Origin of the sequence: Polaromonas sp. OV174, from assembly GCF_900112285.1 — a bacterium.
GTDB lineage: Bacteria > Pseudomonadota > Gammaproteobacteria > Burkholderiales > Burkholderiaceae_C > Polaromonas.
Map to the genome: position 1 here is coordinate 1 of NZ_FOKZ01000025.1, position 23,515 is coordinate 23,515.

The following is a 23,515-nucleotide window of genomic DNA, read 5'->3' on the forward strand; positions in this document are numbered from 1 at the left end:
TGCCGAGCCGCCCAACGGCTGGATCAAGAGCGTGCTGGGGTTGCGCCAATTCAGTATGAGGGGCCTGCACCGGGTACGCGCCGAATTCAAGCTCGTGTGCCTGGCCCTCAATCTGCGCCGGATGTGTTCAATGCAAAGCGGCTGAGGGCAACAACCAGCAAAAAATGCCCGCACCTGCCCCGCAGCAGGGCTCAAGGAGCCGCCCCAGCGCGGTCGTGCCGCGCCAAAACCATGATCGACTGCCACGGTAGCAACGAAAACAGCAAATTACCAAGCTCATCGAGCCTCAAATCCTTCTGCCGCGCAGACTCCTAGAGACCTTTTTTATACAAAAGTTCGGCACGCATCTGCGCCTGGGCGGTTTTAGCCTCGGCGACTTCGAGTTCGAGCTCGAGCTGATGGCAGCGAAGGCGCTCATGCGTGAGCGCCGTATGCAACTGGTCCAATGCCGAAACGCACTCCAGCACGACGACCTGGATCCGGCCTGCTGTGTCGCGCATCTGCGGCTCGGGTGTTCCAGCCGGTCGGGTGCCCACAATCAACGTGAGCCTTTCCTCGACGGCGCGAAACAACTCGTCCCAATCCCCAATCGCAATATTCAAGGGATGGCTTGGTGGCGGCAGGCGGGCCAGCGGGCCGACTTGGGTCGTGTCAACAAACGCGTGATCCTGCGCTCGCACAGTTTCGGCCATGCCGGCCTCCGGGGCGTGATGCTTTGACTCATGAAAGAACGCTTCGGAACTCAGGCGTTTCAGTGTTGACTGGGACTGATTCTTGAAGGTGGGGTCGTGTGTGGACATTAGCTGGTTCATTTCGAAGTCCTCCCTGGGAAAACTGATGCAGGGCGCTGCAACTCCGATCAGACCTTGTGCGCAACAAGCGATTCACAAAAATGCCTGGCTCTCTTTTGTAAAACATAGGGGACGCCTTGTCTGTGCGGTATCGCACATCGGCGCACTGGTAAACCATTAACCCACACGGCAGTTCGCGCCTCACCTCAGCTAGGTTTCGATCGGGAACGGCGCAGGTCAGCCCAGCAAGCGGGTGTAGGACTGCCGGTCTGCGGCATAACAGCCACAGGCCGCGGCTTCGAGTCCGCCGCGGTCAAGCACCTTCAGCTCACCGCGGTGGTATTCGATGAGCCCGCCGCGCTGCAAGACACTGGCGGCGGTCGTGATGCCGACGCGGCGCATACCGAGCATGTAGGCAAGAAATTCATGCGTCACATGAAAGCTATCGGAATGGGCGCGGTCCTGACTCATGAGCAGCCAGCGCGCCAGACGTTGGCCGGTCAGGTGAAAGCGCAGGCAGGTGGCCGACGCCGCCTGCTGGGCCATCAGCACATAGAGATAGCGGTTCAGGATGCGCTGCAGCGCGGTACTGCGTGCCAGCTCCAGCCTGAAGGCCGCGCTGGCAATACGCCACGCCGCACCCTCGCCTTGAACCAGCGCATGCAGAGGCGCGGTAAGCACCCCCAGAGCCAGTTGTGCGCCCAGCATGCCTTCACGGCCCACCATTCCGACTTCCACGCCCGGACTGCCTTCGACCAGTGCCACCAGAGAAATGAAACCCTCGGTGGGAAAGTAAACATGGCGCGTCGGTTTGCCGGGCTCGCACAACACTTCAGCCAGTACCAGTTGAACCGGCTCGCAGATGGCAAGCAGGCGCAGACGGTCCTTGCGGGGAAGCCGCTCTATCAGGTGGTTCTGGACGGTGGCCAAACTGGCTCTCCGGTGGACTGGCCCCAACAGGTAACGGGGCGAGTAAAAGGTCGCGCTGCTGTAGAAAGCAGTTGAGGTCGGTGCACCCAGTATGCACCAGGCACCTCAGAGTCTCCGTATGCCAGCGCACATAGCGCCCCGGCACCTCCCCTGCCCCGCCTCCCAGCGCTTAATTACCCAAATCAGGCCGCCTGCATGGTGGGCAGCAGCCGGTCGTATTCCTTCTTGACCACGGCATAACATTCACAGGTGCGTTTCTCCAGGCCCGGCCGGTCCAGCACCGAGATGCGGCCGCGCGCGTAACGGATCAGCCCGGCAGCCTGCAGCTGGAGCGCAGCCTCGGTCACGCCTTCGCGGCGCACGCCCAGCATATTGGAGATGAGTTCCTGCGTCATCACGAGCTCACTGCCCTGCAGCCGGTCCAGGCTAAGCAGCAACCAGCGGCACAGCTGCTGGTCCAGCGAATGGTGCCGGTTGCAGACGGCGGTTTGCGACATCTGCGTGATCAAGGCCTGGGTATAGCGCAGCAGCAGGTGCAGCACCGGGCCGCCCCGGTTGAACTCGTTTTTCATCGCCTGCGCTTGCAGCCTAAAGCCCTGGCCGGCGCTTTGCACCACCACACGGCTGGGCGTGGACTCGCCGCCCATGAACAGCGAGATGCCAACGAGCCCCTCGTTGCCGACGACGACAATCTCGGCCGAAGCGCCGTTTTCCAGCACATAAAGCAGCGAGATGATGGCTGTCGTCGGAAAGTACACATGGCTCAAGGTGCTGCCTGACTCGTACAGCACCTGGCCCAAGGGCAAGTCGACCGCTTCAAGTTCCGGCAGCCAGCGCTGCCATTCGGCATCGGGCAGCGCGGCCAACAGCTGGTTCTTTTGGGGATCGGAAGTTATCGGTTGCGCGTGATTGGCCATCATGAAGCCCTGAGACGCGCTACTTTCAAGGCGGCTCAGAGACGAGAAGTTTTACAAAACAACTCAGTATAGGCAGTTGCATTTAGCGCGTATGTTCGCTACCGCACACAAGCGTAACAAGTCGCCTCACTTCGTAACCGGCGCAACATCGCTATCAAATAAATAGCTTCTTGCCCCCGTACTCATTGCGCTTCAAGCCATTTTCATCACTAAAAACGGCAAGGGCCGATGGCTGGCGGCAGAAACGCCTACTGGCCGGCAGCGGGAAGCTGCAAGCCCAGCAAGGCGGCCAGGGCGGCCGTGGACATGGCGCCTTCCTGCGTCACCAGCGCACCGGTCTGGGCATGGGTGGCGACGATGGTCGGGATGGAGCTGAAGCCGAAACGGGTCATCAGTTCGGTGTTTTTGACCACCGCGGCTTTCTGCGCCTCGGCATCACCGCTGGCGCTGATACCGCCGCGCTGAGCCCGCATGGAGGCTTCGTGCTCATCCATGGCGGCGACCGGGTCCTTGGCCGCCAGCAAGGTTGCGCCCTGCGCGGTGCTGGCCGGATTCAGGATGCCGACCGGAATCCAGACAAATTTCGCTTGCGACTTCAGCGGCCTCGCCGCCTCCCACAAGGCGGCGCAATGCGGGCACTGGGCATCGAAAAAAACATACACGGTGCGAGCGCTCATCGGCGAGCCGGCGGCAAAGCCCTTGGCCTCGGCGGCAATCGCCGCCACCGAAACCGGCGATGAAGCGGCTTTCGTCGACGCGGTCCCGGGCGCGTCGTTACAGCCAGAGAGCAGCAGGCTGACGGCAATGAGCGCAGCCGGGAAGATGTTGAAGGGCTTGAGTGTCATAAGAAGAACCTGCGGACTGAAGAATGGCAAGGATACCCCTGCCAGCCGGTTTTCGGCTCACCGGTGCTTGGGGCCGTGCTCAGCCTGGCGGCGGCGGCGCGTCGAACAGCCCCGGCTCAGCCCCAAAGCGCGCGCCTTCGATCTGCAGCATGCGCAGCTTGGTCGCCACGCCGCCGGCCGCTGAAAAGCCGCCAGCACGCTGGCCCGCCGCCAGGACGCGGTGGCAGGGCACGATAGGCGCAAACGGATTCGCCCCCAGCGCCTGGCCCACCGCGCGCGCCGCGCCGGGTTCGCCCAGCTCGCGCGCCAACTCGCCGTAGCTGCGCGTGCGGCCGGGCGCAATCGCGCGCGTGAGCGCGTAGACACGGCGGTGAAACGGCGGCACGCCGCTCATGTCGAGTGCGACGCTCTCAAACATGCGCGCCTCGCCGCTCAACAGCGCCACGATGTCTGCGATGGCCGCCTGCACTTCGGCCGGTGGCGGCAATGCCGGAAGATCCGGAAAACGCCGCAGCAAACGCCCCCGGGTTACTGCATCGCTAATTTCGGGCAGCTGCACGCCCGTGATGCCGCGCGGCCCCCAGCTGATGCCACAACGGCCCAGCGGGGTGTCAAACAGCGTGAAGCCTTCGCTTGTCATGAGTGGTGTTCTCGTTTGGCCTGAAAGTTTGCTACCAAATCAATAGCTAGCTGCGCATACCAGGCAAGGGCTACAGGCCAATTTAACTTGAAAATCAAGCCAAACCCGTGCATCTATCGCCTCAAGCCCCACGCAGGGCGCGCTTGAGCTGTGCGCCAATCTCGGGCTTGTCGGCAAACGGGTCGGTCGGATTGCGCGCCTGCAAGATATCCTCCATCCGCGTTTGAACCGAGTGAATCGCCTGGGGATGGCTGTAGATATAGAACTGGTCGGCCACCATGGCATCGAAGACTTTTTGCGCCACGCCGGCCGCCGTCACCTTGCCCGAGCCCACGGCCTTGTCCGTCATAGCCTGCTGGATCAGTTGGCTCTTGGTCGGCTTGCTGTTGCTCAGCTCGGCCGGCCGGTTGCGGTGACTCTGGCTGATGCCGGTGGGCACAAAAAACGGGCACAGTACCGAGGCGCCGATCTGGTCGGTCACCAGTTGCAAATCCTGGTACAGGGTTTCACTCAGGCTGACCACCGCATGCTTGCTGACGTTGTAGACCCCCATATTGGGCGGATTAAGCAACCCGGCCATGCTGGCGGTGTTGACGATATGCCCCTGCCAGGCCGGGTCTTTGGCGGCGGCTTCCAGCATCATGGGGACGAACAGGCGCACGCCATGAATCACGCCCCACAGATTGACGCCCAGCACCCACTCCCAGTCTTTGACGCTGTTCTCCCAGAGCAAGCCGCCCGAGCCGACACCAGCATTGTTGAAGACAAAATGCGGCGCGCCAAAATGCTCTAGCACGGCCCGGCTCATGGCCTGCATCTGCTCGGCATTCGATACATCCAGCCTGAAGGCCAGTACCTGGGCGCCGGTGGCCTGCAACTCTGCGCTGGCCTGATCCAGGGCGTCTTGCTGCACGTCGACCAAGACCAGATTCATGCCCAGTGCCGCCCCCAAGCGGGCGCACTCCAGGCCAAAGCCGGAGCCGGCCCCGGTCAGCACCGCTGTTTTGCCTTTGAAATTCGTGATCATCAATAACTCCCGAAGCTAAGCCGAACGCAACATTTCGATGTGGGGAATGTCGTCTTCGATGTAAGTCGCCCCCGAGCTGACAAAGCCGTGCTGCGCGTAAAACGACTCCAGCCGCGCCTGCGCGCCAATCCTGATGGCCTGCCGCCCCCAATGCTGCGACAGCTGGGCGATGGCCTGCTGCACCAGCACATGACCGGCACCGCTGCCGCGCAAGACGTCGCGCGTAATCACCCGGCCTATGCTGGCTTCGGCAAACTTGACGCCGGCGGCAAAGCAGCGCGCGTAGGCCACCAGTTGGCCTTGCAGCGTGCCCAGCAAATGCATGGCCTGGGCATCGGCGCCGTCCATGTCCTGGAAAACACAGTTTTGCTCGACCACGAAAACTTCGCTGCGAAGCTGCAGCAGCGCATACAGCTCGCCGGTCGTCAAGCTCTCAAAATCCACGAAGCGCCAGCTGATGCTGTCTGTGAGCTTGCTCATGCCGGCTTCACCGTATCCAGCGCCTTGAGCGCGTAGCCAATGCGAGGGAAATGCACATGAACCGTACCGGCGCGCTCGTCAGTGCGGCGCAAGGTGTAGTGCATGCGGGTGGCGGCCAAAAGCTCGCCTTCTGTAGGCTCAAGGCCAAAGCTCTCGGCCCTGACCTGCACCCGGCTACCCAGCGCAATGCCGTGCTCGTCCTGAAAGGTATCGTCATGCAGCGGCAGCGGTGTTGCGGCAGCAGCGACGGCAATGGCTTCTGGCGCGCTGAATTTCTCCATGCTGCCGTGGCCTATCGCGGCCATGCGATCCATCCAGTCCAGCACGGCGGGCGTGGCGCTCAGGATATCGGCCAGCACCGAGGTTCGCACACGCGTGAACCACAGCGGGTGGTACATGGCAAAGTCGGTGATGCACGGCACATCACCCAGCACAAAAGGCCGGACATCGAGCATGTCGGACAGGCGCCGCAAATAGGATTTGTAGGCCGCCGCCGCGTCTTCGGCACGCACACGCGCCATGCCGCCGTTCATGGCCTTGCGGTCTTCAGCAAAGACCCTGGCCGCGTCGGGCGGTGCATGGTCAAAGATCTGGGCCAGCCCCTTGGGCTGCATATTAAAAGCCATGGAGGCCCAGAACAGCGTGCTGTCGGCCCATTGCGCCAGCGTGCGCGCCATGCCTTTGCAGGGCTCGGGGTAGAGCGTGGGCCAGGGCTGGAGATGTTCCAGCACATCGGCGATCAGGGCCGTATCGCAATAAATGTCGGCGCCAATTTGCAGCACCGGTGTTTTGCGGTAGCCGCCCGTGAGCGCCACCAGATCGGGTTTGGGGCTCACCATGGGAATGACGACCGACTTCCAGGGCAGATTCTTGTAGCCCAGCATCAGCCGGACTTTCTCGGCAAAGGGCGAGTTTGGGTAATGGTGAAGAATTAACTCTGACATGGCTGTCTCTCTTGAGTAAGCGTTGTTAGGGCTGGCGGGGCATGGCCCGGGCAATGATGCTGGTGAAATCGGTCGTTGCGGCCAGGGTGCCGAAGGTTTGGCCCCAGTTGCCGGCGATGCGCGAATCGCAAAAAACTGCCCAAACCGCGCCGGGAGCCGTCTGGCACAGCAGCGCGGCCTGCAGCGCTAGGGCCACGTCCTGCGCCAGGCGGCGTGCTTCCAGCTCGGTCGCCATGTTTTCCACCCGGGCCGGCAAGGCGGCGGCGAGCCGGTCCAGGGCAGTATGCGCGCCCTGGGCGGCCGACAACTCCCGGGCCAGCGCAGCGACCACGTCGGCCTTGCGCAAGGCTCGCAGCAAGTCCAGCGCCATGATGTTGCCCGCACCTTCCCAGATCGAATTGAGCGGCATCTCGCGGTAGATTCTGGCCATGACGCCCTCGCCGCCCTCCTCCACATAGCCATTGCCGCCCAGGCATTCCATGGCCTCCTGGGCGAAATGGCTGCCGCGCTTGCAAATCCAGAACTTGGCCACCGGCGTCAGCAGGCGCGCCATCACGGCCTCGTGTGCGTCACCGGGGTGGTCAAACGCCCGCGCCAGGCGAATCGCCAGCGCGGTGGCGGCTTCGGACTCCAGCGCCAGATCGGCCAGCACGTTTTGCATCAAGGGCTGTGCTATCAGGCGCTTGCCGAAGGCCTGGCGCTGGGAAGTGTGGTTCAGTGCCAGGCTCAAGGCCTGGCGCATCAGGCCGCTGGTGCCCAGGGCGCAATCGAGCCGCGTCATGGTGCCCATCTCGAGGATTTGCGGAATGCCGCGCCCCTCGTCGCCGACCAACCAGGCTTGGGCGTTCTCGAATTCAACTTCAGAACTCGCGTTGGCCTTGTTGCCCAGCTTGTCCTTCAGGCGCTGAATGCGGATGGCGTTGCGGCTGCCGTCCGGCAAGACGCGCGGCAGAAAAAAGCAACTCAGGCCGCTGGCAGTCTGGGCCAGCACCAGGAAGGCGTCGCACATGGGCGCCGAGAAAAACCATTTGTGGCCGGTGATAGCGTAGCGCTCGCCCCAGCCGTCGCGCCCAGCAGCCACAGCCTGGGTCGTGTTGGCCCGCACGTCCGAGCCGCCCTGCTTCTCGGTCATGCCCATGCCCATGGTCAGGCCGGACTTGTCCTGCCACAGCTTGAGTGCCGGATCGTAAGCGCGGCTGGTGAGCTTGGGCCCCCAGTCGGCATAGATGGCCCCATTGCCGCGCAGCGCCGGGGTGGCCGCGTAAGTCATGGAAATCGGGCACAACACCGAAGGCTCCAGTTCGGTGAACAGCATGAAGCCCGCGGCGCGCAAAACATGGGGAGAGGTGCCGCCGCCAGACCAGGGTGTTCCATGCAGCCCTGCATCTGTCGCCAACTTCATGAGTTCGTGATAGCTGGGGTGAAACTCGACCCGGTCGATACGCCTGCCAAAGCGATCATGGCTGTGCAGCTCGGGCACCTGGACATTGGCCAGCCGCGCATGGGTCTGCATGTCGGCGCGGCCCAAGGTGGCGCCCAGCTGGCTGAGCTCGGCCGTGTCCAGCCCCGGCGCGTTAAACTTCAGCGCAGCGCGCAGCGCCTGGTTGCCTTCAAACAGGTTGTAGTTGACCAGCGGCTCGGGCTGGTTGAAGACCTCATGGGTGGTATCCACGGCGACCTCCTTTGGCAAGCGCTAAATCAGCTTGACCAATTGCTTGCCGAAATTTTTACCCTTGAGCAGCCCCAGAAAGGCCTCTGGCGCCGCTTCTATGCCCTGGGCCACGCTTTCACGTGGCCGCAGCTTGTCAGTGGCCACCAGCGTGCCCAGCTCCTTGAGGGCTTCGGGCCAGACTTCCATGTGCTCGCTGACGATAAAACCCTGAACCTTGAGCCGATTGGTCAGGATCAGCGCCGGGTGAGTCAACGGCATGGGCTGGCCGTCATAGCCGGCGATCATGCCGCACAGGGCGATGCGGCCAAAGGCATTCATCCGCGGCAGCACGGCGTCCAGCACCATGCCGCCGACGTTTTCGAAATAGCCGTCTATGCCGTCGGGGCAAACCCCCTTGAGCGCATTGGAGAGCGAGGCCGCGTCCTGGTGCAGCTTGTAGTCTATGCAGGCGTCAAAGCCGAGTTCCTCGACCGCGTACCGGCATTTTTCAGGGCCGCCGGCAATGCCCACCGCACGGCAGCCGCGCGCCTTGGCCAGCGCGGCAAAAGCACTGCCGACGGCGCCGGTGGCGGCGCTGACCACCACGGTCTGGCCGGCCTTGGGCTCTATGATTTTCACCAGGCCATACCAGGCGGTGACGCCGGGCATGCCGACCGCACCCAGGTAATGCGACAGCGGCACATGCGTGGTGTCGACCTTGCGCAAGGCGCCTGGCTGTTCCGCGTCGACCACGCTGTATTGCTGCCAGCCGCCCATGCCGACCACCTTGTCGCCGGGCTGAAACTTGGGTGAGCGGCTCTCCACCACTTCGCCGGCGGTGCCGCCCAGCATGACCTGGCCCAGGGGCTGCGGCGCCGCGTAACTCTTGGCGTCATTCATGCGGCCGCGCATATAGGGGTCCAGGCTCAGAAAGTGGTGGCGCACCAGTACCTGGCCGTCCTGCAGGGCCGGCGTTTCGCTGCTCACCTGCTTGAAATTGCTGACGACGGCCTCGCCGGTGGGGCGGCTATCGAGGAGGATTTGCTGATTGAGCGGCATGAGAGTCTCCTGTGATGACAATTTCGCTATCCATTTAATAGCTGCTAGAGCTCGCGCCTATTGGGCTAGAGCACTATTTTTCTATAAAACGCCGATTTAGTCGGTGGAAATGGAGTTGCCCGGCAGATTCAGCGACTGGGCGCTCTTGGGGCCGACGGGCAGCCGTTTAACGTATTTAAACGTTCCGGTGGCATGCGCGCAAGCCTGACCCTGCGCGTCGTAAAGCGTGGCCTCGGTAAACGCCAGCGTGGCGGTGCGGTGTATCAGCCGGCCCTTGCCGGTGAGCTTGCTGCCATCGCCCGGGGCCGGACGCATGAAGCTGGTCTTCATCTCTATGGTGACCACGCCCATGTCTTTTTGCACGCTACGAGCGGAGGTGGCCATGGTCACGTCCAGCAGCGTCATGATGGCGCCGCCATGGGTGACCAGAAAGGAGTTCAGGTGTTCAGGGCTGGGGCTGTAGCCCAGGGTAGATTCACCCCCGTCAAACCGCTCCAGGGTAAAGCCGAGGTGGTTGACGAAAGGGATTTCTGCGCCGAAATTCATTGTTTCTCCATTAGTTGTGGCTAGCCGCCCGTCACCACCGACACGCCACCGTCCACCGCCAGCCACTGGCCGGTGATGTGCTTGCCGGCGTCCGAGGCATACAGCACGCAAAGCCCTTTGAGGTCCTCGTCATCGCCGAGGCGGCCCAGCGGCGCATGCGCGGCGAGTTCGTCGCCCTTTTCCGCCAATGTGGCAGCCGTCAGCTTACTGGGGAAAAAGCCCGGGCAGATGGCGTTGACCGTGATGTTGTAGGCACCCCATTCACAACCCAGTGCGCGGGTGAAATTGATCACCGCTCCCTTGGAGGTGTTGTAGGCAATCATTGACATGCCTGGCGGGTTGCCGCCCAGACCGGCGATGGACGCCACATTGATGATGCGGCCCGACTTGCGCGGAATCATGCTGTGCTTGGCGATGTGCTGCGAGAGCAGGAAGTAGCCGCGGACGTTGAGGTTCATGACCTTGTCCCAGGCCTCGACCGGGTGGTCTTCGGCCGGTGCGCCCCAGGAGGCGCCGGCATTGTTGACCAGGATGTCGACATGGCCGAAACGCTTGAGGGTTTCGTCGGCCAACGCCCGGATATCGGCTTCCTTGGCGCAGTCTGCGGCAATCCAGTCGACATCTATGCCTGCGGCCTTCAGCACGGCGGCCGATTCGATCAGGTCTTGCTCCTTGCGCGAGCTCAGCATGACCTTGGCACCGGCCTCGCCCAGCGCCTGGGCCAGTTGCAGGCCCAGGCCGCGCGAACCGCCCGTGACCAAGGCGGTTTTTCCTTTGAGATCAAACAATTGCTGAATGCTACGGGTCATGCACTATCTCCTTGAGTTTGAAGTTTCGGCACCCGATGGGTGCCGAAGGTAAGAATATTTTTTTGGGGCGGCTGACAGCGCGCACTGGTTCAAGACCAAGTAAAGCACAAGATGGCGCAGGGCTTGGCGCCCGGCTGTCATGGTGGCGACTTCAGGACCGGGCTCCACTATGAAGCGGAGCCGCACGACTCATGCCCGCCATGCCCGCGCGAGAGCCAATGGCTTCATGGGTCAACCTTGAGTCTTGAGCGCACATAAATCAGGGCAAAACCCAGGCCGGCAACAATGCCGCCGCCCACCACCATGGTCCAGCCCGTGTCCTCGTCCAGACGCTCCACCGACAGGCCCAAAACCAGCGCCAGCAGCCCGCCATAAATCAGCACCCAGATGAGTGCCTGCAGGCGGGCCACGGCTTTATTGGAGGTCGTTCCGTCGGAAGATTTGAAAAAAGACATTAAAAGGATTCCTCGGCAAAATCGGCACAAGTCATGTCACGCTGTTCAACCACTTGAAGCCAGGCGCCCACCTTGGGCAGCTCATAGTGATAAAAGTAACGTGCTGCGCCCAGTCTACCTGCAGTGGCTGCTATTAATTTTGCGCTATCGGCTTTCAGCGCAGCCAGTGCCACCTCCAGCCAAATCCAGGCCAGCACGGTATGGCCAAAGCCCTGCATATAAGGCACGGCATTGGCCAGGGCTTCGCCAGGATGGGCGCCAGCCCAGGCGGCTTGGGTGGCGCGCCCCACATGCTGCAGGGCCTGGCCCAGGGCATTGGCATGGGCCGCCAGCTCGGGCAGTTGGGTCGCGCGCTCAATCGTCACCTTGATGCGCGCCGCCAGCAGTTGCAGTCCCCTGCCCCCTTCCATCAAGACCTTGCGGCCCAGCAAGTCCATGGCCTGAATGCCGTGCGTGCCTTCGTGAATCATGTTCAGGCGGTTGTCGCGCCAGTATTGCTCCACCGGAAAATCGCGGGTGTAGCCGTAGCCGCCATGCACCTGAATCGCCAGCGAGTTGGCCTCCAGACACCATTCGCTGGGCCAGCTTTTGGCAATCGGCGTCAACACCTCCAGCAGCAGGCGTGCGTCGTCGGCGGCCTGGGCATGGGCCGTGTGCTGCTCATCGACCAGCCGGGCGCAATACAGCTCCAGCGCCAGGGCACCCTCGCAATAGGCTTTTTGCGCCAGCAGCATGCGCTTGACGTCGGCGTGCTCGATGATGCGGACCTGCGCTTGCGCCGCATCTTTTCCGCCCAATCCAACAGGCCTGCCCTGCGGCCGGCTCTTGGCGTAATCCAGGCTGGCCTCATACCCCGCCATGCCCAGCATGGTGGCGGCCATGCCGATGCCTATGCGTGCCTCGTTCATCATGTGGAACATGCAGCGCAGGCCTTCATGCGGTTTGCCGACCAGGTAGCCGACGGCGCCGGCCTCACCGTTCACCGGGAATTTGCCCTCGCCAAAATTGAGCAGCGTGTTGGTGGTGCCGCGCCAGCCCAGCTTGTGGTTCAGGCCGGCCAGCGCCACGTCGTTGCGCACGCCTGTGAGTTCGCCGTCGCTATTCACCAGCTTTTTCGGCACGATGAACAGCGAAATGCCGCGCGTGCCGGCAATCAGCTTGCCGTCAGGGCCGGGAATCTTGGCCAGCACCAGATGAATGATGTTCTCAGTCAACTCATGTTCGCCGGCCGAGATCCACATCTTGTTGCCCTTGAGGCGAAAGCGTGGGCCAAGCGGGTCGGCGTCGAAATCGTCGCCATCGGGCACGGCCCGCGTGATGAAGTCGCTAAGAGAGGAGCCGGCTTGCGGCTCTGACAAACACATGGTGCCGGAAAAGCGCCCCGAAAACTCGTTCAGGGCAAAGACCTTTTTCTGCAGCTCGGTGCCGTGCACCATCAGCAAATTGGCGTTACCGGTGGTCAGCAGGCTGGCGCCTATGCTGACCGAGGCCATGGCAAAGAAAGCATTGGCCGCCGCCTCAATGGTGTAAGGCAGTTGCATGCCGCCTGCGTCGTAGTCCTGCGCGGCGCCAAGCATGCCCGAAGCCGCGTAGGCCTTGTGCGCATCGTGCGTGGCCTGCGGCAGGACGACTTTTTCACCGTCGAAATGCGGCTCCTGCGTGTCCACCGTGCGATTGAAGGGCGCATATTTTTCGCGGGCGATGCGCTCGCAGGTGTCAAACACGGCATCAAAGGTGTCGCGCGAATGATCGGCAAAACGCGGGCGCTGCTGCAGCGATTCAGCGTCAAGCCACTGGTAGAGCAGGAAATCCAGGGTAGATCGCAAACTCATGACTGGCCTTCAAGGCAAAAAGAAAACGGGCCAATCATGCTTGGCGTTGGCATGATAGCCCCTAGGCTGAAGGGCTTGAACGCCCCGGCTTTACAACACCTCAAACACGCCTGCAGCGCCCATGCCGCCGCCTATGCACATGGTCACGCAAACCAGTTTGGCGCCGCGTCGCTTGCCTTCGATCAAGGCATGGCCCGTCAGGCGCTGGCCGGTCACGCCATAAGGATGGCCGACGGCGATGGCACCGCCATTGACGTTGAGCTTGTCCATGGGAATGCTCAGTTTGTCGGCGCAGTACAGCACCTGCACGGCAAAGGCTTCATTGAGTTCCCACAGGTCAATGTCATCGATCTTCAGGCCCAGCTTGGCCAGCACCTTGGGGATGGCAAATACCGGGCCTATGCCCATTTCGTCGGGCTCGCAGCCGGCAACGGCAAAGCCGAGGAAACGGCCCAAAGGTTTCAGGCCTTTCTTTTCGGCCACTTTTTCGTCCATCACCACCACGGCGCCGGCGCCGTCGGAAAACTGGCTGGCATTGCCGGCCGCAATCACACCGCCCGGCATGGCCGGCTTGATGCCGCTGATGCCTTCCTTGGTGGTTCCTTCACGAATGCCTTCATCCTTGCTGACGCTTACTTTCCGGGTGCTCAAACCCATCACCGGGTCGACGATACCGGCCATCACGGTGATGGGTGCGATCTCGGCTTCAAAAAGGCCGGCAGCCAGCGCTGCCGTGGCTTTTTGCTGGCTAAGTGCACCGTACTCGTCCATGCGATCGCGCGAAATGTTGTAGCGTTGGGCGACCTGCTCAGCGGTTTGCAGCATGTTCCAGTAGATTTCAGGCTTGTTTTTGAGCAGCCAGGGGTCGGTCAGCATATGGGTGTTCATTTCCTGCTGTACGCAGGAGATGCTTTCGACGCCGCCAGCCACAAAAATATCGGCTTCGCCGGCAATCACGCGCTGGGCCGCCAAGGCAATGGCTTGCAGACCGGAGGAGCAAAAACGGTTGACCGTCATGCCCGACACGGTGACCGGGCAGCCGGCGCGCAAGGCGATCTGGCGCGCAATGTTGGCGCCCGTGGCGCCCTCAGGCGTGGCACAGCCGATGATGACGTCCTCCACTTCACCGGCCTCAATGCCGGCGCGCTTGATGGCATGTTCCACGGCATGGCCGCCCAGGGTGGCGCCGTGCGTCATGTTGAAGGAGCCCTTCCAGCTTTTGGCCAAAGGAGTGCGGGCGGTGGAAACGATTACTGCTGAAGTCATGAATTTCTCCGAAATGAGTTAACTGGGGAGTCAGTTGAAAGTCTTGCCTTCAGCAACCAGTTTGGCCAGCAGCGGTGCAGGTTTCCAGAAAGCGGCGTCGTCGAGCGGGTTTTGCGCGAAGCGCTTCATGCTTTGCAGCACGTTGAAGAGGCCCACCTGGTCGGCGTACAACATGGGACCGCCGCGATATACCGGGAAGCCATAGCCCATGATGTAAACCATGTCGATGTCGCTGGCCTTGGAGGCTATGCCTTCCTCCAAGATGTGGGCGGCCTCATTGACCAGTGAATAAACCAGGCGTTGCACGATTTCTTCGTCGGAGATCTTGCGCGGCGTGATGCCCAGTGCCTTGCGGTGCTCCTCTATCATCTGGACCACCTCGGCATTGGGGATGGCATCGCGCTTGCCGGCCACATAGTCATACCAGCCGGCACCGGTTTTCTGGCCAAAACGCCCTTTTTCGCAAAGCAGGTCAGCCGTCTTGCTGTACTTCATACCTGGCTGCTCAATCGCGCGGCGCTTTCGAATGGCCCAGCCAATGTCGTTACCGGCCAAGTCACCCATGCGAAACGGGCCCATGGCAAAGCCGAACTTTTCAATGGCCTTGTCGACCTGTTCAGGCGTGCAGCCCTCGTCCAGCAAGAAGCCGCCCTGGCGGCCGTATTGCTCGATCATGCGGTTGCCGATGAAGCCGTCACACACGCCAGAAACCACGGCCGTCTTCTTGATTTTTTTACCCAGGGCCATCACGGTGGCCAGCACGTCCTTGGCGGTCTTCTCGCCGCGCACCACTTCGAGCAGCTTCATGATGTTGGCGGGGCTGAAGAAGTGGGTGCCTATGACGTCTTGCGGACGCTTGGTGAAATTGGCAATCTGGTTGAGGTCAAGCGTTGATGTGTTGGATGCCAGGATGGCGCCCGGCTTCATCACCCGGTCCAACTCCTTGAAGACCTTTTCCTTGACGCCCATTTCCTCGAAGACCGCTTCGATCACCATGTCGGCGTCTTTCAGGTCCTCGTAGCTCAGCGTGGTGCTGAGCAGGCTCATGCGCTGCTCATACTTGTCTAGCTTGAGTTTGCCCTTCTTGACCTGGGCTTCGTAATTTTTGCGAATGGTGGCGATACCGCGCTCCAGCGCCTCCTGCTTCATTTCCAGCATCTTGACCGGGATGCCGGCGTTGAGGAAATTCATGGAAATGCCGCCGCCCATGGTGCCGGCGCCAATCACGGCAATCGATTTGATGTCGCGTTTCGGCGTGTCGCTCGGCACGTCCGGAATCTTGGAGGCGGCGCGTTCAGACATGAAAACATGGCGCAGCGCGCGGCTTTCGGGCGTCCACATCAGGTTGATGAAGATTTCGCGCTCAAACAGCAGGCCGTCTTCAAACTTTTTCCGGGTCGCGGCTTCGACGGCATCCACGCACTTGAGTGGTGCCGGGAAATTTTTGGACATGCCCTTGACCATATTGCGCGAAAACTGGAAATAGGCGTCGCCATTGGGGTGTTTGCAGGGCAGATCGCGCACCAGCGGAAGTGGGCGCGCATCGGCAATCGCCTGGGCAAAGGCAAGCGCCTCTTCGGCCAGCGATTCTGGCGACTGGGCCAGCTTGTCAAACAGCTTCTGGCCGGGAATCTGGGCCAGCAACTCGCTCTTGACGGGTTCGCCGCTGACGATCATGTTCAGTGCCGGTTCGACGCCAAGGGCACGCGGCAGGCGCTGGGTACCGCCCGCGCCAGGCAGCAGGCCCAGCTTGACTTCGGGCAAGGCCACACTGCAGCCCGGCGCAGCAATGCGGTAGTGGCAAGCCAGCGCCAGCTCCAGGCCACCGCCCATGCAGACCGAGTGAATCGCCGCAACTACCGGCTTGGAGGAGTTCTCGACGACCCGTATGACGCTGTGCAGATTGGGTTCGGACAAGGCCTTGGGCGTGCCAAACTCCTTGATGTCGGCGCCGCCCGAAAAGGCCTTGCCGGCGCCGGTGATCACGATGGACTTGACGGCCGCATCCGCATTGGCTTTTTGCAGGTTGTCGGTCAGGCTCAAGCGCGTGGCGTGACCCAGGCCATTGACAGGAGGATTGCTCAGGGTGATGAGCGCCACGCTGCCGCGAACTTCATAATGGGTTGTCATTGAGATGTCTCTTTCCTTGATTGAAGTTTCAGTATCAGGTGCATCGCCCCAGTGGCAGGATTTGCACTTCTCGATAAAAATAGTACGACCGTTCTTTTATCATTGTAGGGGGAGCGCTTGACAGGGCAAGCGCGTCAGGGCGGTGATGGGCCCTAAGCTGTCTCTGCAGTGACAAGCCCCATGGTTTTTACACTTCCAGCCACTCTTTTCGAACGTAGGCATCGGCCCGCAGACCGTCCGGGGTGCCATCGAACACGATGCTGCCGTGCCCCATCACCAGAACCCGGTCTGAAATAGCCATGGCGATGGTCAGCTTCTGCTCAATCAGGAGCACAGAGATGCCTTTTGCCTTGAGCGCTTGCAAGTACTGGCCCACCAGTTCCACAATTTTTGGCGCCAGGCCTTCGGTAGGCTCGTCAATGATGATGAGATCCGGGTCTCCCATGAGCGTGCGGCACAGCGTCAGCATTTGCTGCTCGCCGCCCGACAAGACCCCGGCTTCCGTGTGCTGGCGCTCCAGCAGGCGCGGAAACATGGCGTACATGTCCTTGAAGGACCAGCGTGCCCCCTTGCCCGCGCCCTTTTGCCCCAGCAGCAGGTTTTGATGCACCGTCAGTTTGGGAAAGATGTCGCGGTTTTCGGGAACGTAGCCAATGCCCAGATGAGCAATCTGGTAAGCCTTTTTACCGACAATTTCACGCTCTTTCCAAAGAATGCTGCCGCGGCAATCGACCAGCCCCATGATGGCTTTGGCGGTGGTCGAGCGGCCCGAGCCGTTGCGGCCCAGCAAAGCCACAATCTGGCCGGGCTGCACATGGAACGAGACGCCATGCAGCACATGGCTTTTGCCATAAAAAGCGTGAAGGTTTGCGACATTCAGCATGAGCTGACTCCATAACGCCACCCCAAGGACGGCACAGAGGTCACAAAGTGCCCAACGTGGGGGCTCATGCCTTCACTCCTGCCTGCTGGTCGGCCACCGATGAACCCAAATAGGCCTCCTGGACGCGCTGGTCGGCACGTACCCTCTCCGGCGTATCGTAAGCAATGACCTCCCCGTAAACCACTACCGCGATTTTGTCGGCCAGACCAAACACCACCCCCATGTCGTGCTCTACCGTCAGCAGTGTTTTGCCAACGGTGACCTCCTTGATCAGGCTGATGAAGCGACTGGTTTCGGAGCGACTCATGCCTGCGGTTGGCTCATCCAGCAGGATCACGCCGGCGCCACCGGCAATGGTGATGCCGATCTCCAGCGCACGCTGCTCGGCATAGGTCAGGTTGATCGCCAGTACGTCGCGTTTTTTGTCGAGCTTGATCATGGCCATCAGCTCATCAGCCCGCGCATTGGCGTCATCCAGATCCGCCAGAAATTTGAGGAAGGTGTATTTGTAGCCCAGGCTCCAGAGCACGCCACAGCGCAGGTTCTCAAACACGCTGAGCTTGGGGAAAATATTGGTGATCTGAAAGCTGCGCGACAAACCGAGCCGGTTGATTTCGAAAGGCTTTTTTCCATTGATACGCTGGCCGTTGAGCAGCACTTCGCCACTGCAGGGCTCAAAGCGGCCGCTGATCAGATTGAACAGCGTGGACTTGCCGGCACCATTCGGCCCGATGATGGCCACCCGTTCCCCGGGTTTAACGGCCAGGTTGGCACCCCGGATGATTTCGGTTTTACCAAAGCTTTTACGCAGATTCTTAAGTTCAAGTGAATAGCTCACAACAGCTCCCTTCGCTTGATTTCCTTTTCAATCTCACCCTGGACTTCACCCCATTGCGCCAGAAACTGCCGGCGTGTGAGCTCGAACAGCCCCAGTCCCGTCAACAGCACCAAACCGGCGCCAAACCAGCTATTGACATTCATGGCATTGAGCTTGAAGCCCAAGAAGCCCAACTGCGGGCCGAGTGCGGCGTTAAGTTGCAGGTGATAAATCATCTCCACCATGGCGGCCGCGCCGAACAACGCGGTCAGCGCGGTCACCCCCAGGGCCAGGTAGCCCACCCACAATTGCCGGAGTTTTCCGAAAGCAGCCACCCGCAGATTCATCATGATCAGGCTGGCCAGGCCGCCGGGCGCATACATCACCATGAAAAGAAAAATCAGCCCCACGTAAAGCAGCCAAGCCATGGACAGCTCTGACAGCAAAATCAGCGCCAGCACCAGCAGGCCCGCGCCCATGATGGGGCCGAAGAAGAAGGTGGCGCCACCCAGAAAGGTGAACAGAAGCAGACTGCCGGAACGCACACCGCTGACCACCTCAGCGGTGACAATTTCCGAGTTGATGGCCGCCAGCCCGCCGCCAATGCCGGCGAAAAAGCCGGCAATGATGAAGGCGTAATAACGCACCTGCTGTGTGTTGTAGCCTATGAACTCCACGCGTTCGGGGTTGTCGCGCACCGCGTTCAGCATGCGCCCCAGGGGCGTTCGGGTGAAGGCAAACATGGCAGCGGTGCAGACAAAGCAGTACACCGCAATCAGGTAGTACACCTGAATTTGCGGCCCGAAGCTGATGCCCCACAGCGGCTTGCCGTAGGCCCGATTGGTGGTGATGCCGCCCTCGCCGCCAAAAAACTCCGGGAACATCAGCGACATGGCAAACACCAGCTCACCCACGCCCAGGGTGATCATGGCAAAGGTGGTGCCGGCTTTTTTGGTGGTGACATAGCCCAGCAAAGCGGCGAAGAAAAGCCCGGACAGGCCGCCCACCAAGGGAATCAGCGGCAAGGGGATGTAAAACACGCCCTTGGAGGCCAGGTTCATCGCATGTATGGCGAGGAAGGAACCCAGCCCGACATAGACCGCATGGCCGAAACTCAGCATGCCGCCCTGCCCCAGCAGAATGTTGTAGCTCAGGCAAACAATCACCAGATAGCCGGCCTGCGAGAGCATGGTGAGCGCCAGGCTGCTCTTGAACAGCATGGGCGCCACGATCAGCAGCAAGGCGTAAAGCGTCCAGACCAGCCAGCGGCCGATGTTATAGGGTTTGAATTGATAAAACTGACTTGCCATGTGATGCTGCCCTCAGCCTTCCCGGGTACCCAAAAGGCCTTTGGGCCGAAAAATAAGGATTAGCACCAGAAACAGAAAAGGCAGTATCGGCGCGGTCTGTGAAATGCTGAGCTTGAGCAGGGGGTAGCCAAAGGTGTCGGGCGTCACCACGTAGTTGAACTTGGCCAGCAGCGTGATCAGTGACTGGTCCATGGCCACGGCAAAGGTCTGTACCAGACCGATCAATAGTGAGGCCAGAAAAGCGCCGCTGAGTGAGCCCAGGCCGCCCACCACCACCACCACAAAAATGATGGCGCCAACCGAACCGGCCATCGCCGGTTCGGTGATAAAGGTGTTGCCGCCCACCACCCCGGCCAGGCCGGCCAGCGCCGCACCACCGCCAAACACCAGCATGAACACCCGGGGCACGTTGTGCCCCAGCGACTCCACCGTCTCCGGATGCGTCAGGGCGGCCTGAATCACCAGCCCAATGCGGGTGCGCGTCAGCAGCAGCCAGATGCCGACCAGCATGGCCAGGGAAATGAACATGATGAAAGCTCGCGACTTGGGAAAGTTGGTGCCAAACACCGTGAACAGCGGCCCTTGCAGGCCGGGGGGCAATGCATAGTTCACGGCGGCGCGGCCCCACACCAGTTGAACCAGCTCCAGCAGCAGATACGACAGGCCAAAGGTCACCAGCAACTCGGCCACATGGCCAAACTTGTGCACCTTGCGCAGACAAAAGCGCTCAAAGGCGGCGCCCATGACGAATACCAGCAAAGGCGCTACCAGCAAAGACCACCAAAAGCCTATGACCTGCGAGGTGCTGTAGGCGAGGTAGGCGCCCAACATGTAGAAAGAGGTATGGGCAAAATTGAGCACGCCCATCATGCTGAAGATCAGCGTCAGCCCTGAGCTGAGCATGAAGAGCAGCAGGCCGTAGCTAAGCCCATTGAGCAGGGAAATGGTGAAAAACTCCAGGTTCATCGGTGAGCGTCTGAAAAGTAAATAAAAAGGCCCGAACTTTGGTCGGGCCTTGCGTCACGAGCGCCAGCGCTCCCGGCGCATCACGCGGGGCGCTTCATCTGGCACGAGGTCGGTGTGCTGGCCACATAGGGTTCGTAATATTTGACCGGCACAAAGGTATAGCCTGTGTTTTCAGCGTCATAAGGGTATTTGCCGCCCGCTTTTTCCCAGCGGTCAATGTACAGGCCCTGCTGCAGCTGATGGTCGGTCTTGCGCATCTCCACGTCGCCGTTAAAGCTCTTGAAGCGCAGGCCTTCCATGGTTTTGGCCACCACGGCTGGCTCGGTCGACTTGGCCTGGGCCATGGCCTCGGTCAGCAGCATGAAGGCGTGATAGACCGCCCCGGTATACATGTCGTCATTGAACTTTTTCTTGAAGTCCGCCATGACTTGCTGGATGTCGCCGCCCATGTTGTAGTGGTTGTAGGAAACCTGATAAACCCGGCCGGCCGATGCGGCGCCCATGGCCGTCGGTGTACCGCTCACGCCGCCATAGTAGGTGTAGAACTTCACAGTGTTCAGACCAGCCTCATTGGCCGCCTTGATCAGCAAGGTCAGATCCGAGCCCCAGTTGCCGGTGATGACCGAGTCAGCACCAGACTGCTTGATTTTGGCGACGTAAGGGGCGAAGTCGCGAACCTGGGCCAGGGGATGCAGGTCGTCGCCGACGATCTGGATGTCAGCGCGCTTGGTCGCCAGGTTCAGCTTGGCAAACTTAGAAACCTGCTGGCCGTGCGAGTAGTTCTGATTGATCAGGTAAACCTTCTTGATCTCGGGCTGATCCTTGATGAAGGCGGTGAGCGCCTCCATTTTCATGGAGGTGTCAGCGTCCAGGCGGAAGTGCCAGTAATCGCACTTGCTATTGGTCAGATCGGGATCGACGGCGGCATAGTTCAGGTAAACCACCTCCTTGCCGGGATTTCGCTCGTTGTACTTGGACAAGGCGTCAATGATGGCGAGCGCCGGACCGGAGCCATTGCCCTGCACCACATAGCGTGCGCCCTGGTCAATCGCCGACTTGAGCGCGTTGGTGGTCTCCTGCGGACTGAGCTTGTTGTCAATGCCAATGATCTCGAACTTCACCCCGGCCTTGTTTTTCTGGCTGAAGCGCTCGGCCAGAAACTGAAAGCTCTTGAGCTGGTTGGTACCCACGGCTGCCATCAGGCCGGACAAGGGGTCCAGCCAGGCGATCTTCACGGTCTGATTCAGGTTGACCACAGTACCCGGCGCCGGCGCCGCAGACTTGACCGGCGCGGCGACGGCTTTGGCAGGCGCCTGGGCCAGCGCCACGCCACCGCACAGCATGGCCGAGGCGGCCACGGCCATACCCACATGCCGGCGGGAAAAATAGGTCTGGGTGCTCATCCGTGGTCTCCTGAGAGTTATTGAAATGACGCGCAAAACGAACGGTGAAGCGGCAAAGATTAGGGTAAAAGAAGCGGCACAACTTCAGGGAATGCCCTAGCTTATGTCGCTCTTATGTCGCTCGCGGGACTAACCCGGCATGGCCGCTGCGCTAGCTCAAAGCTGCGGCAGCTTGTAGTCCTTCAGCAACTCCCTGAGCCGGGTCTTGAGCATCTTTCCGGTCGCGCCCAAAGGTATGGCGTCCACAAACACCACGTCATCCGGGATCTGCCATTTCGCTGTCTTGCCCTCGTAGAACTTGATGAGTTCGTCGCGTGTGACCTCCATGCCGGGTTTCTTGACCACCGCGATGATGGGCCGCTCATCCCACTTGGGATGAGGCACGCCGATACAGGCTGCCATGGCCACGGCCGGATGGGCCACGGCAATATTTTCAATCTCTATGGAACTGATCCATTCACCGCCCGACTTGATGACGTCCTTGCTGCGATCGGTGACCTGCATGTAGCCATCGGCGTCTATGGTGGCAACGTCGCCGGTCGGAAACCAGCCATCTACCAGCGGGCTGCCGCCCTCGCCCTTGTAGTACTCGCGCACTATCCATGGACCCTTGACATGAAGATCACCAAAGGTCTTACCGTCCCAGGGCAGCTCCTTGCCAGCCTCGTCGACGATTTTCATATCGACACCGTAAATCGCCCGCCCCTGCTTCAGGCGAATTTTCATTTTTTCCTCGGCGGGCAAGGCGTCATGCTTGTTCTTGAGGGTGCACAGCGTGCCCAGCGGACTCATTTCGGTCATGCCCCAGGCGTGCAGCACTTCCACGCCGTAGTCATCATTAAAGGCCTTGATCATGGCCGGCGGGCAGGCCGATCCACCAATCACCGTGCGGCGCAGCGTGGAAAACCTCAAGCCCCCCGGCTTCATGTGACTCAGCAGCATTTGCCAGACGGTGGGCACGCCGGCGGCGTAGGTGACTTTTTCCGCCTCCAGCAGTTCGTAGATCGACTTGCCATCGAGTGCCGGGCCGGGAAACACCAGCTTGGCGCCGGTCAGCGCCGCCGAGTAAGGGATGCCCCAGGCGTTGACATGGAACATGGGCACCACCGGCAAGATGGCGTCGCGCGCCGACATGCACATCACATCGGGCAAGGCGGCGGCATAGGCATGCAGTGTGCTGGAGCGATGACTGTAGAGCGCCGCCTTGGGATTGCCGGTCGTGCCGCTGGTGTAGCACATGCCGGAGGCTGTGTTCTCATCAAAACTCGGCCAGACGTAGCTATCGGACTGAGCGCCTATCCAGCTTTCGTAGCTCTGCAGGTTGGGAATGCCGGAGTCAGCCGGGAGCTTGTCCGCATCGCACAGCGCGATGTAGTGCTTGATGCTGCTGCATTTGCCATGCACGGCCTGCACCAGCGGTAAAAAGCTCAGGTCAAAGCACAGCACCTGGTCTTCTGCGTGATTGGCAATCCAGGCGATCTGATCGGGGTGCAAGCGTGGGTTGATGGTGTGCAGCACCCGGCCCGAGCCGCTGACGCCGTAATACAGCTCAAAATGCCGATAGCCATTCCAGGCCAAGGTGGCAACTCGGTCGCCGAAGTTGAGCTTCAAGGCATCCAGGGCATTGGCGACCTGGCGGGAGCGTCGGCCGGCCTCCTTGTAGGTGTAGCGGTGCAGGTCGCCCTCGACGCGGCGTGAGACGATTTCGGCATCGCCATGGTGACGCTCGGCGAATTCGATCAGGGAAGAAATCAGCAGCGGCTGGTTTTGCATTAAACCTAACATCGTCCGTATCCTTTCGTGCCGACTGGGGC

The 23,515-nt window shown here is 61.0% G+C and carries 23 protein-coding genes; 1 reads left to right on the forward strand and 22 read right to left on the reverse strand.

Features of this window, described 5'->3' with window-relative positions; genetic code table 11:
• Positions 1-145 (forward strand): transposase (locus BM160_RS18325; protein WP_177219070.1); only part of this gene is annotated, 145 nt, incomplete at its 5' end.
• Between the two features lie 166 nt (positions 146-311).
• On the opposite strand, the gene BM160_RS18330 is transcribed toward BM160_RS18325, so the two are convergent.
• The 22 genes from BM160_RS18330 to BM160_RS18435 form a co-directional block, all read right to left on the reverse strand.
• Positions 312-800 (reverse strand): hypothetical protein, encoded by a 489-nt coding sequence (locus BM160_RS18330; protein WP_092007616.1) that lies wholly within the window; start codon positions 798-800, stop codon positions 312-314.
• A gap of 228 nt (positions 801-1,028) precedes the next feature.
• Positions 1,029-1,721 (reverse strand): Crp/Fnr family transcriptional regulator, encoded by a 693-nt coding sequence (locus BM160_RS18335; protein WP_092007617.1) that lies wholly within the window; start codon positions 1,719-1,721, stop codon positions 1,029-1,031.
• A gap of 182 nt (positions 1,722-1,903) precedes the next feature.
• On the reverse strand, positions 1,904-2,641 hold the full coding sequence (locus BM160_RS18340; protein WP_255368998.1) for a Crp/Fnr family transcriptional regulator: 738 nt from the start codon (positions 2,639-2,641) through the stop codon (positions 1,904-1,906).
• Positions 2,642-2,886: 245 nt separating this feature from the next.
• Positions 2,887-3,483, reverse strand: coding sequence for a DsbC family protein (locus BM160_RS18345; protein ID WP_092007618.1), 597 nt, complete (start codon positions 3,481-3,483; stop codon positions 2,887-2,889).
• Positions 3,484-3,562: 79 nt separating this feature from the next.
• Positions 3,563-4,123 carry a methylated-DNA--[protein]-cysteine S-methyltransferase gene (locus BM160_RS18350; RefSeq protein ID WP_092007619.1) on the reverse strand — a complete coding sequence of 187 codons (561 nt, stop codon included), beginning with the start codon at positions 4,121-4,123 and terminating at the stop codon, positions 3,563-3,565.
• Positions 4,124-4,244: 121 nt separating this feature from the next.
• Positions 4,245-5,150, reverse strand: coding sequence for an SDR family oxidoreductase (locus BM160_RS18355; RefSeq protein ID WP_092007620.1), 906 nt, complete (start codon positions 5,148-5,150; stop codon positions 4,245-4,247).
• 15 nt (positions 5,151-5,165) lie between these two features.
• A complete protein-coding gene (locus BM160_RS18360; RefSeq protein ID WP_092007621.1) occupies positions 5,166-5,630 on the reverse strand; it encodes a GNAT family N-acetyltransferase in 465 nt (154 codons plus the stop codon).
• Entirely contained in the window at positions 5,627-6,574 is a 948-nt protein-coding gene (locus tag BM160_RS18365) for a glutathione S-transferase family protein (RefSeq protein ID WP_092007622.1), read from the reverse strand. The genes BM160_RS18360 and BM160_RS18365 overlap by 4 nt, the downstream gene beginning before the upstream one ends.
• A 25-nt stretch (positions 6,575-6,599) precedes the next feature.
• The gene (locus BM160_RS18370) at positions 6,600-8,246 is read right to left on the reverse strand and encodes an isovaleryl-CoA dehydrogenase (RefSeq protein WP_092007659.1); all 1,647 of its coding nucleotides are present in this window, start codon (positions 8,244-8,246) and stop codon (positions 6,600-6,602) included.
• A gap of 21 nt (positions 8,247-8,267) precedes the next feature.
• Positions 8,268-9,284 carry an NADP-dependent oxidoreductase gene (locus tag BM160_RS18375; RefSeq protein WP_092007623.1) on the reverse strand — a complete coding sequence of 339 codons (1,017 nt, stop codon included), beginning with the start codon at positions 9,282-9,284 and terminating at the stop codon, positions 8,268-8,270.
• A gap of 96 nt (positions 9,285-9,380) precedes the next feature.
• Entirely contained in the window at positions 9,381-9,830 is a 450-nt protein-coding gene (locus BM160_RS18380; RefSeq protein WP_092007624.1) for a PaaI family thioesterase, read from the reverse strand.
• A 20-nt stretch (positions 9,831-9,850) separates the two neighbouring features.
• Complete coding sequence (locus BM160_RS18385) at positions 9,851-10,639, reverse strand: SDR family oxidoreductase (protein ID WP_092007625.1); 789 nt, start codon at positions 10,637-10,639, stop codon at positions 9,851-9,853.
• A gap of 224 nt (positions 10,640-10,863) precedes the next feature.
• Entirely contained in the window at positions 10,864-11,094 is a 231-nt protein-coding gene (locus tag BM160_RS18390; protein ID WP_092007626.1) for a hypothetical protein, read from the reverse strand.
• Positions 11,094-12,926 (reverse strand): acyl-CoA dehydrogenase, encoded by a 1,833-nt coding sequence (locus BM160_RS18395; RefSeq protein WP_092007627.1) that lies wholly within the window; start codon positions 12,924-12,926, stop codon positions 11,094-11,096. The genes BM160_RS18390 and BM160_RS18395 overlap by 1 nt, the downstream gene beginning before the upstream one ends.
• Before the next feature lie 90 nt (positions 12,927-13,016).
• Positions 13,017-14,192 (reverse strand): acetyl-CoA C-acyltransferase, encoded by a 1,176-nt coding sequence (locus BM160_RS18400; protein WP_092007628.1) that lies wholly within the window; start codon positions 14,190-14,192, stop codon positions 13,017-13,019.
• A 30-nt stretch (positions 14,193-14,222) separates the two neighbouring features.
• Entirely contained in the window at positions 14,223-16,322 is a 2,100-nt protein-coding gene (locus BM160_RS18405) for a 3-hydroxyacyl-CoA dehydrogenase NAD-binding domain-containing protein (RefSeq protein ID WP_092007629.1), read from the reverse strand.
• Between the two features lie 187 nt (positions 16,323-16,509).
• On the reverse strand, positions 16,510-17,205 hold the full coding sequence (locus BM160_RS18410; RefSeq protein WP_092007630.1) for an ABC transporter ATP-binding protein: 696 nt from the start codon (positions 17,203-17,205) through the stop codon (positions 16,510-16,512).
• A gap of 64 nt (positions 17,206-17,269) precedes the next feature.
• A complete protein-coding gene (locus BM160_RS18415; RefSeq protein WP_092007631.1) occupies positions 17,270-18,043 on the reverse strand; it encodes an ABC transporter ATP-binding protein in 774 nt (257 codons plus the stop codon).
• A complete protein-coding gene (locus tag BM160_RS18420; RefSeq protein ID WP_092007632.1) occupies positions 18,040-19,332 on the reverse strand; it encodes a branched-chain amino acid ABC transporter permease in 1,293 nt (430 codons plus the stop codon). Before BM160_RS18420 ends, BM160_RS18415 begins: the two co-directional genes overlap by 4 nt.
• A 12-nt stretch (positions 19,333-19,344) precedes the next feature.
• Positions 19,345-20,298 carry a branched-chain amino acid ABC transporter permease gene (locus BM160_RS18425; protein WP_092007633.1) on the reverse strand — a complete coding sequence of 318 codons (954 nt, stop codon included), beginning with the start codon at positions 20,296-20,298 and terminating at the stop codon, positions 19,345-19,347.
• Between the two features lie 80 nt (positions 20,299-20,378).
• On the reverse strand, positions 20,379-21,641 hold the full coding sequence (locus BM160_RS18430) for a branched-chain amino acid ABC transporter substrate-binding protein (RefSeq protein WP_092007660.1): 1,263 nt from the start codon (positions 21,639-21,641) through the stop codon (positions 20,379-20,381).
• A gap of 216 nt (positions 21,642-21,857) precedes the next feature.
• Complete coding sequence (locus BM160_RS18435; protein ID WP_092007634.1) at positions 21,858-23,486, reverse strand: 3-(methylthio)propionyl-CoA ligase; 1,629 nt, start codon at positions 23,484-23,486, stop codon at positions 21,858-21,860.
• Positions 23,487-23,515: the final 29 nt, after the last annotated feature.

Coding starts and splice junctions, on each gene's coding strand:
- BM160_RS18330 (WP_092007616.1), bottom strand. CDS start 800: ATGTCCACACACGACCCCACCTTCAAGAATCAGTCCCAGTCAACACTG.
- BM160_RS18340 (WP_255368998.1), bottom strand. CDS start 2,641: ATGATGGCCAATCACGCGCAACCGATAACTTCCGATCCCCAAAAGAAC.
- BM160_RS18345 (WP_092007618.1), bottom strand. CDS start 3,483: ATGACACTCAAGCCCTTCAACATCTTCCCGGCTGCGCTCATTGCCGTC.
- BM160_RS18350 (WP_092007619.1), bottom strand. CDS start 4,123: ATGACAAGCGAAGGCTTCACGCTGTTTGACACCCCGCTGGGCCGTTGT.
- BM160_RS18355 (WP_092007620.1), bottom strand. CDS start 5,150: ATGATCACGAATTTCAAAGGCAAAACAGCGGTGCTGACCGGGGCCGGC.
- BM160_RS18360 (WP_092007621.1), bottom strand. CDS start 5,630: ATGAGCAAGCTCACAGACAGCATCAGCTGGCGCTTCGTGGATTTTGAG.
- BM160_RS18365 (WP_092007622.1), bottom strand. CDS start 6,574: ATGTCAGAGTTAATTCTTCACCATTACCCAAACTCGCCCTTTGCCGAG.
- BM160_RS18375 (WP_092007623.1), bottom strand. CDS start 9,284: ATGCCGCTCAATCAGCAAATCCTCCTCGATAGCCGCCCCACCGGCGAG.
- BM160_RS18380 (WP_092007624.1), bottom strand. CDS start 9,830: ATGAATTTCGGCGCAGAAATCCCTTTCGTCAACCACCTCGGCTTTACC.
- BM160_RS18385 (WP_092007625.1), bottom strand. CDS start 10,639: ATGACCCGTAGCATTCAGCAATTGTTTGATCTCAAAGGAAAAACCGCC.
- BM160_RS18390 (WP_092007626.1), bottom strand. CDS start 11,094: ATGTCTTTTTTCAAATCTTCCGACGGAACGACCTCCAATAAAGCCGTG.
- BM160_RS18395 (WP_092007627.1), bottom strand. CDS start 12,926: ATGAGTTTGCGATCTACCCTGGATTTCCTGCTCTACCAGTGGCTTGAC.
- BM160_RS18400 (WP_092007628.1), bottom strand. CDS start 14,192: ATGACTTCAGCAGTAATCGTTTCCACCGCCCGCACTCCTTTGGCCAAA.
- BM160_RS18405 (WP_092007629.1), bottom strand. CDS start 16,322: ATGACAACCCATTATGAAGTTCGCGGCAGCGTGGCGCTCATCACCCTG.
- BM160_RS18410 (WP_092007630.1), bottom strand. CDS start 17,205: ATGCTGAATGTCGCAAACCTTCACGCTTTTTATGGCAAAAGCCATGTG.
- BM160_RS18420 (WP_092007632.1), bottom strand. CDS start 19,332: ATGGCAAGTCAGTTTTATCAATTCAAACCCTATAACATCGGCCGCTGG.
- BM160_RS18425 (WP_092007633.1), bottom strand. CDS start 20,298: ATGAACCTGGAGTTTTTCACCATTTCCCTGCTCAATGGGCTTAGCTAC.
- BM160_RS18430 (WP_092007660.1), bottom strand. CDS start 21,641: ATGCTGTGCGGTGGCGTGGCGCTGGCCCAGGCGCCTGCCAAAGCCGTC.
- BM160_RS18435 (WP_092007634.1), bottom strand. CDS start 23,486: ATGTTAGGTTTAATGCAAAACCAGCCGCTGCTGATTTCTTCCCTGATC.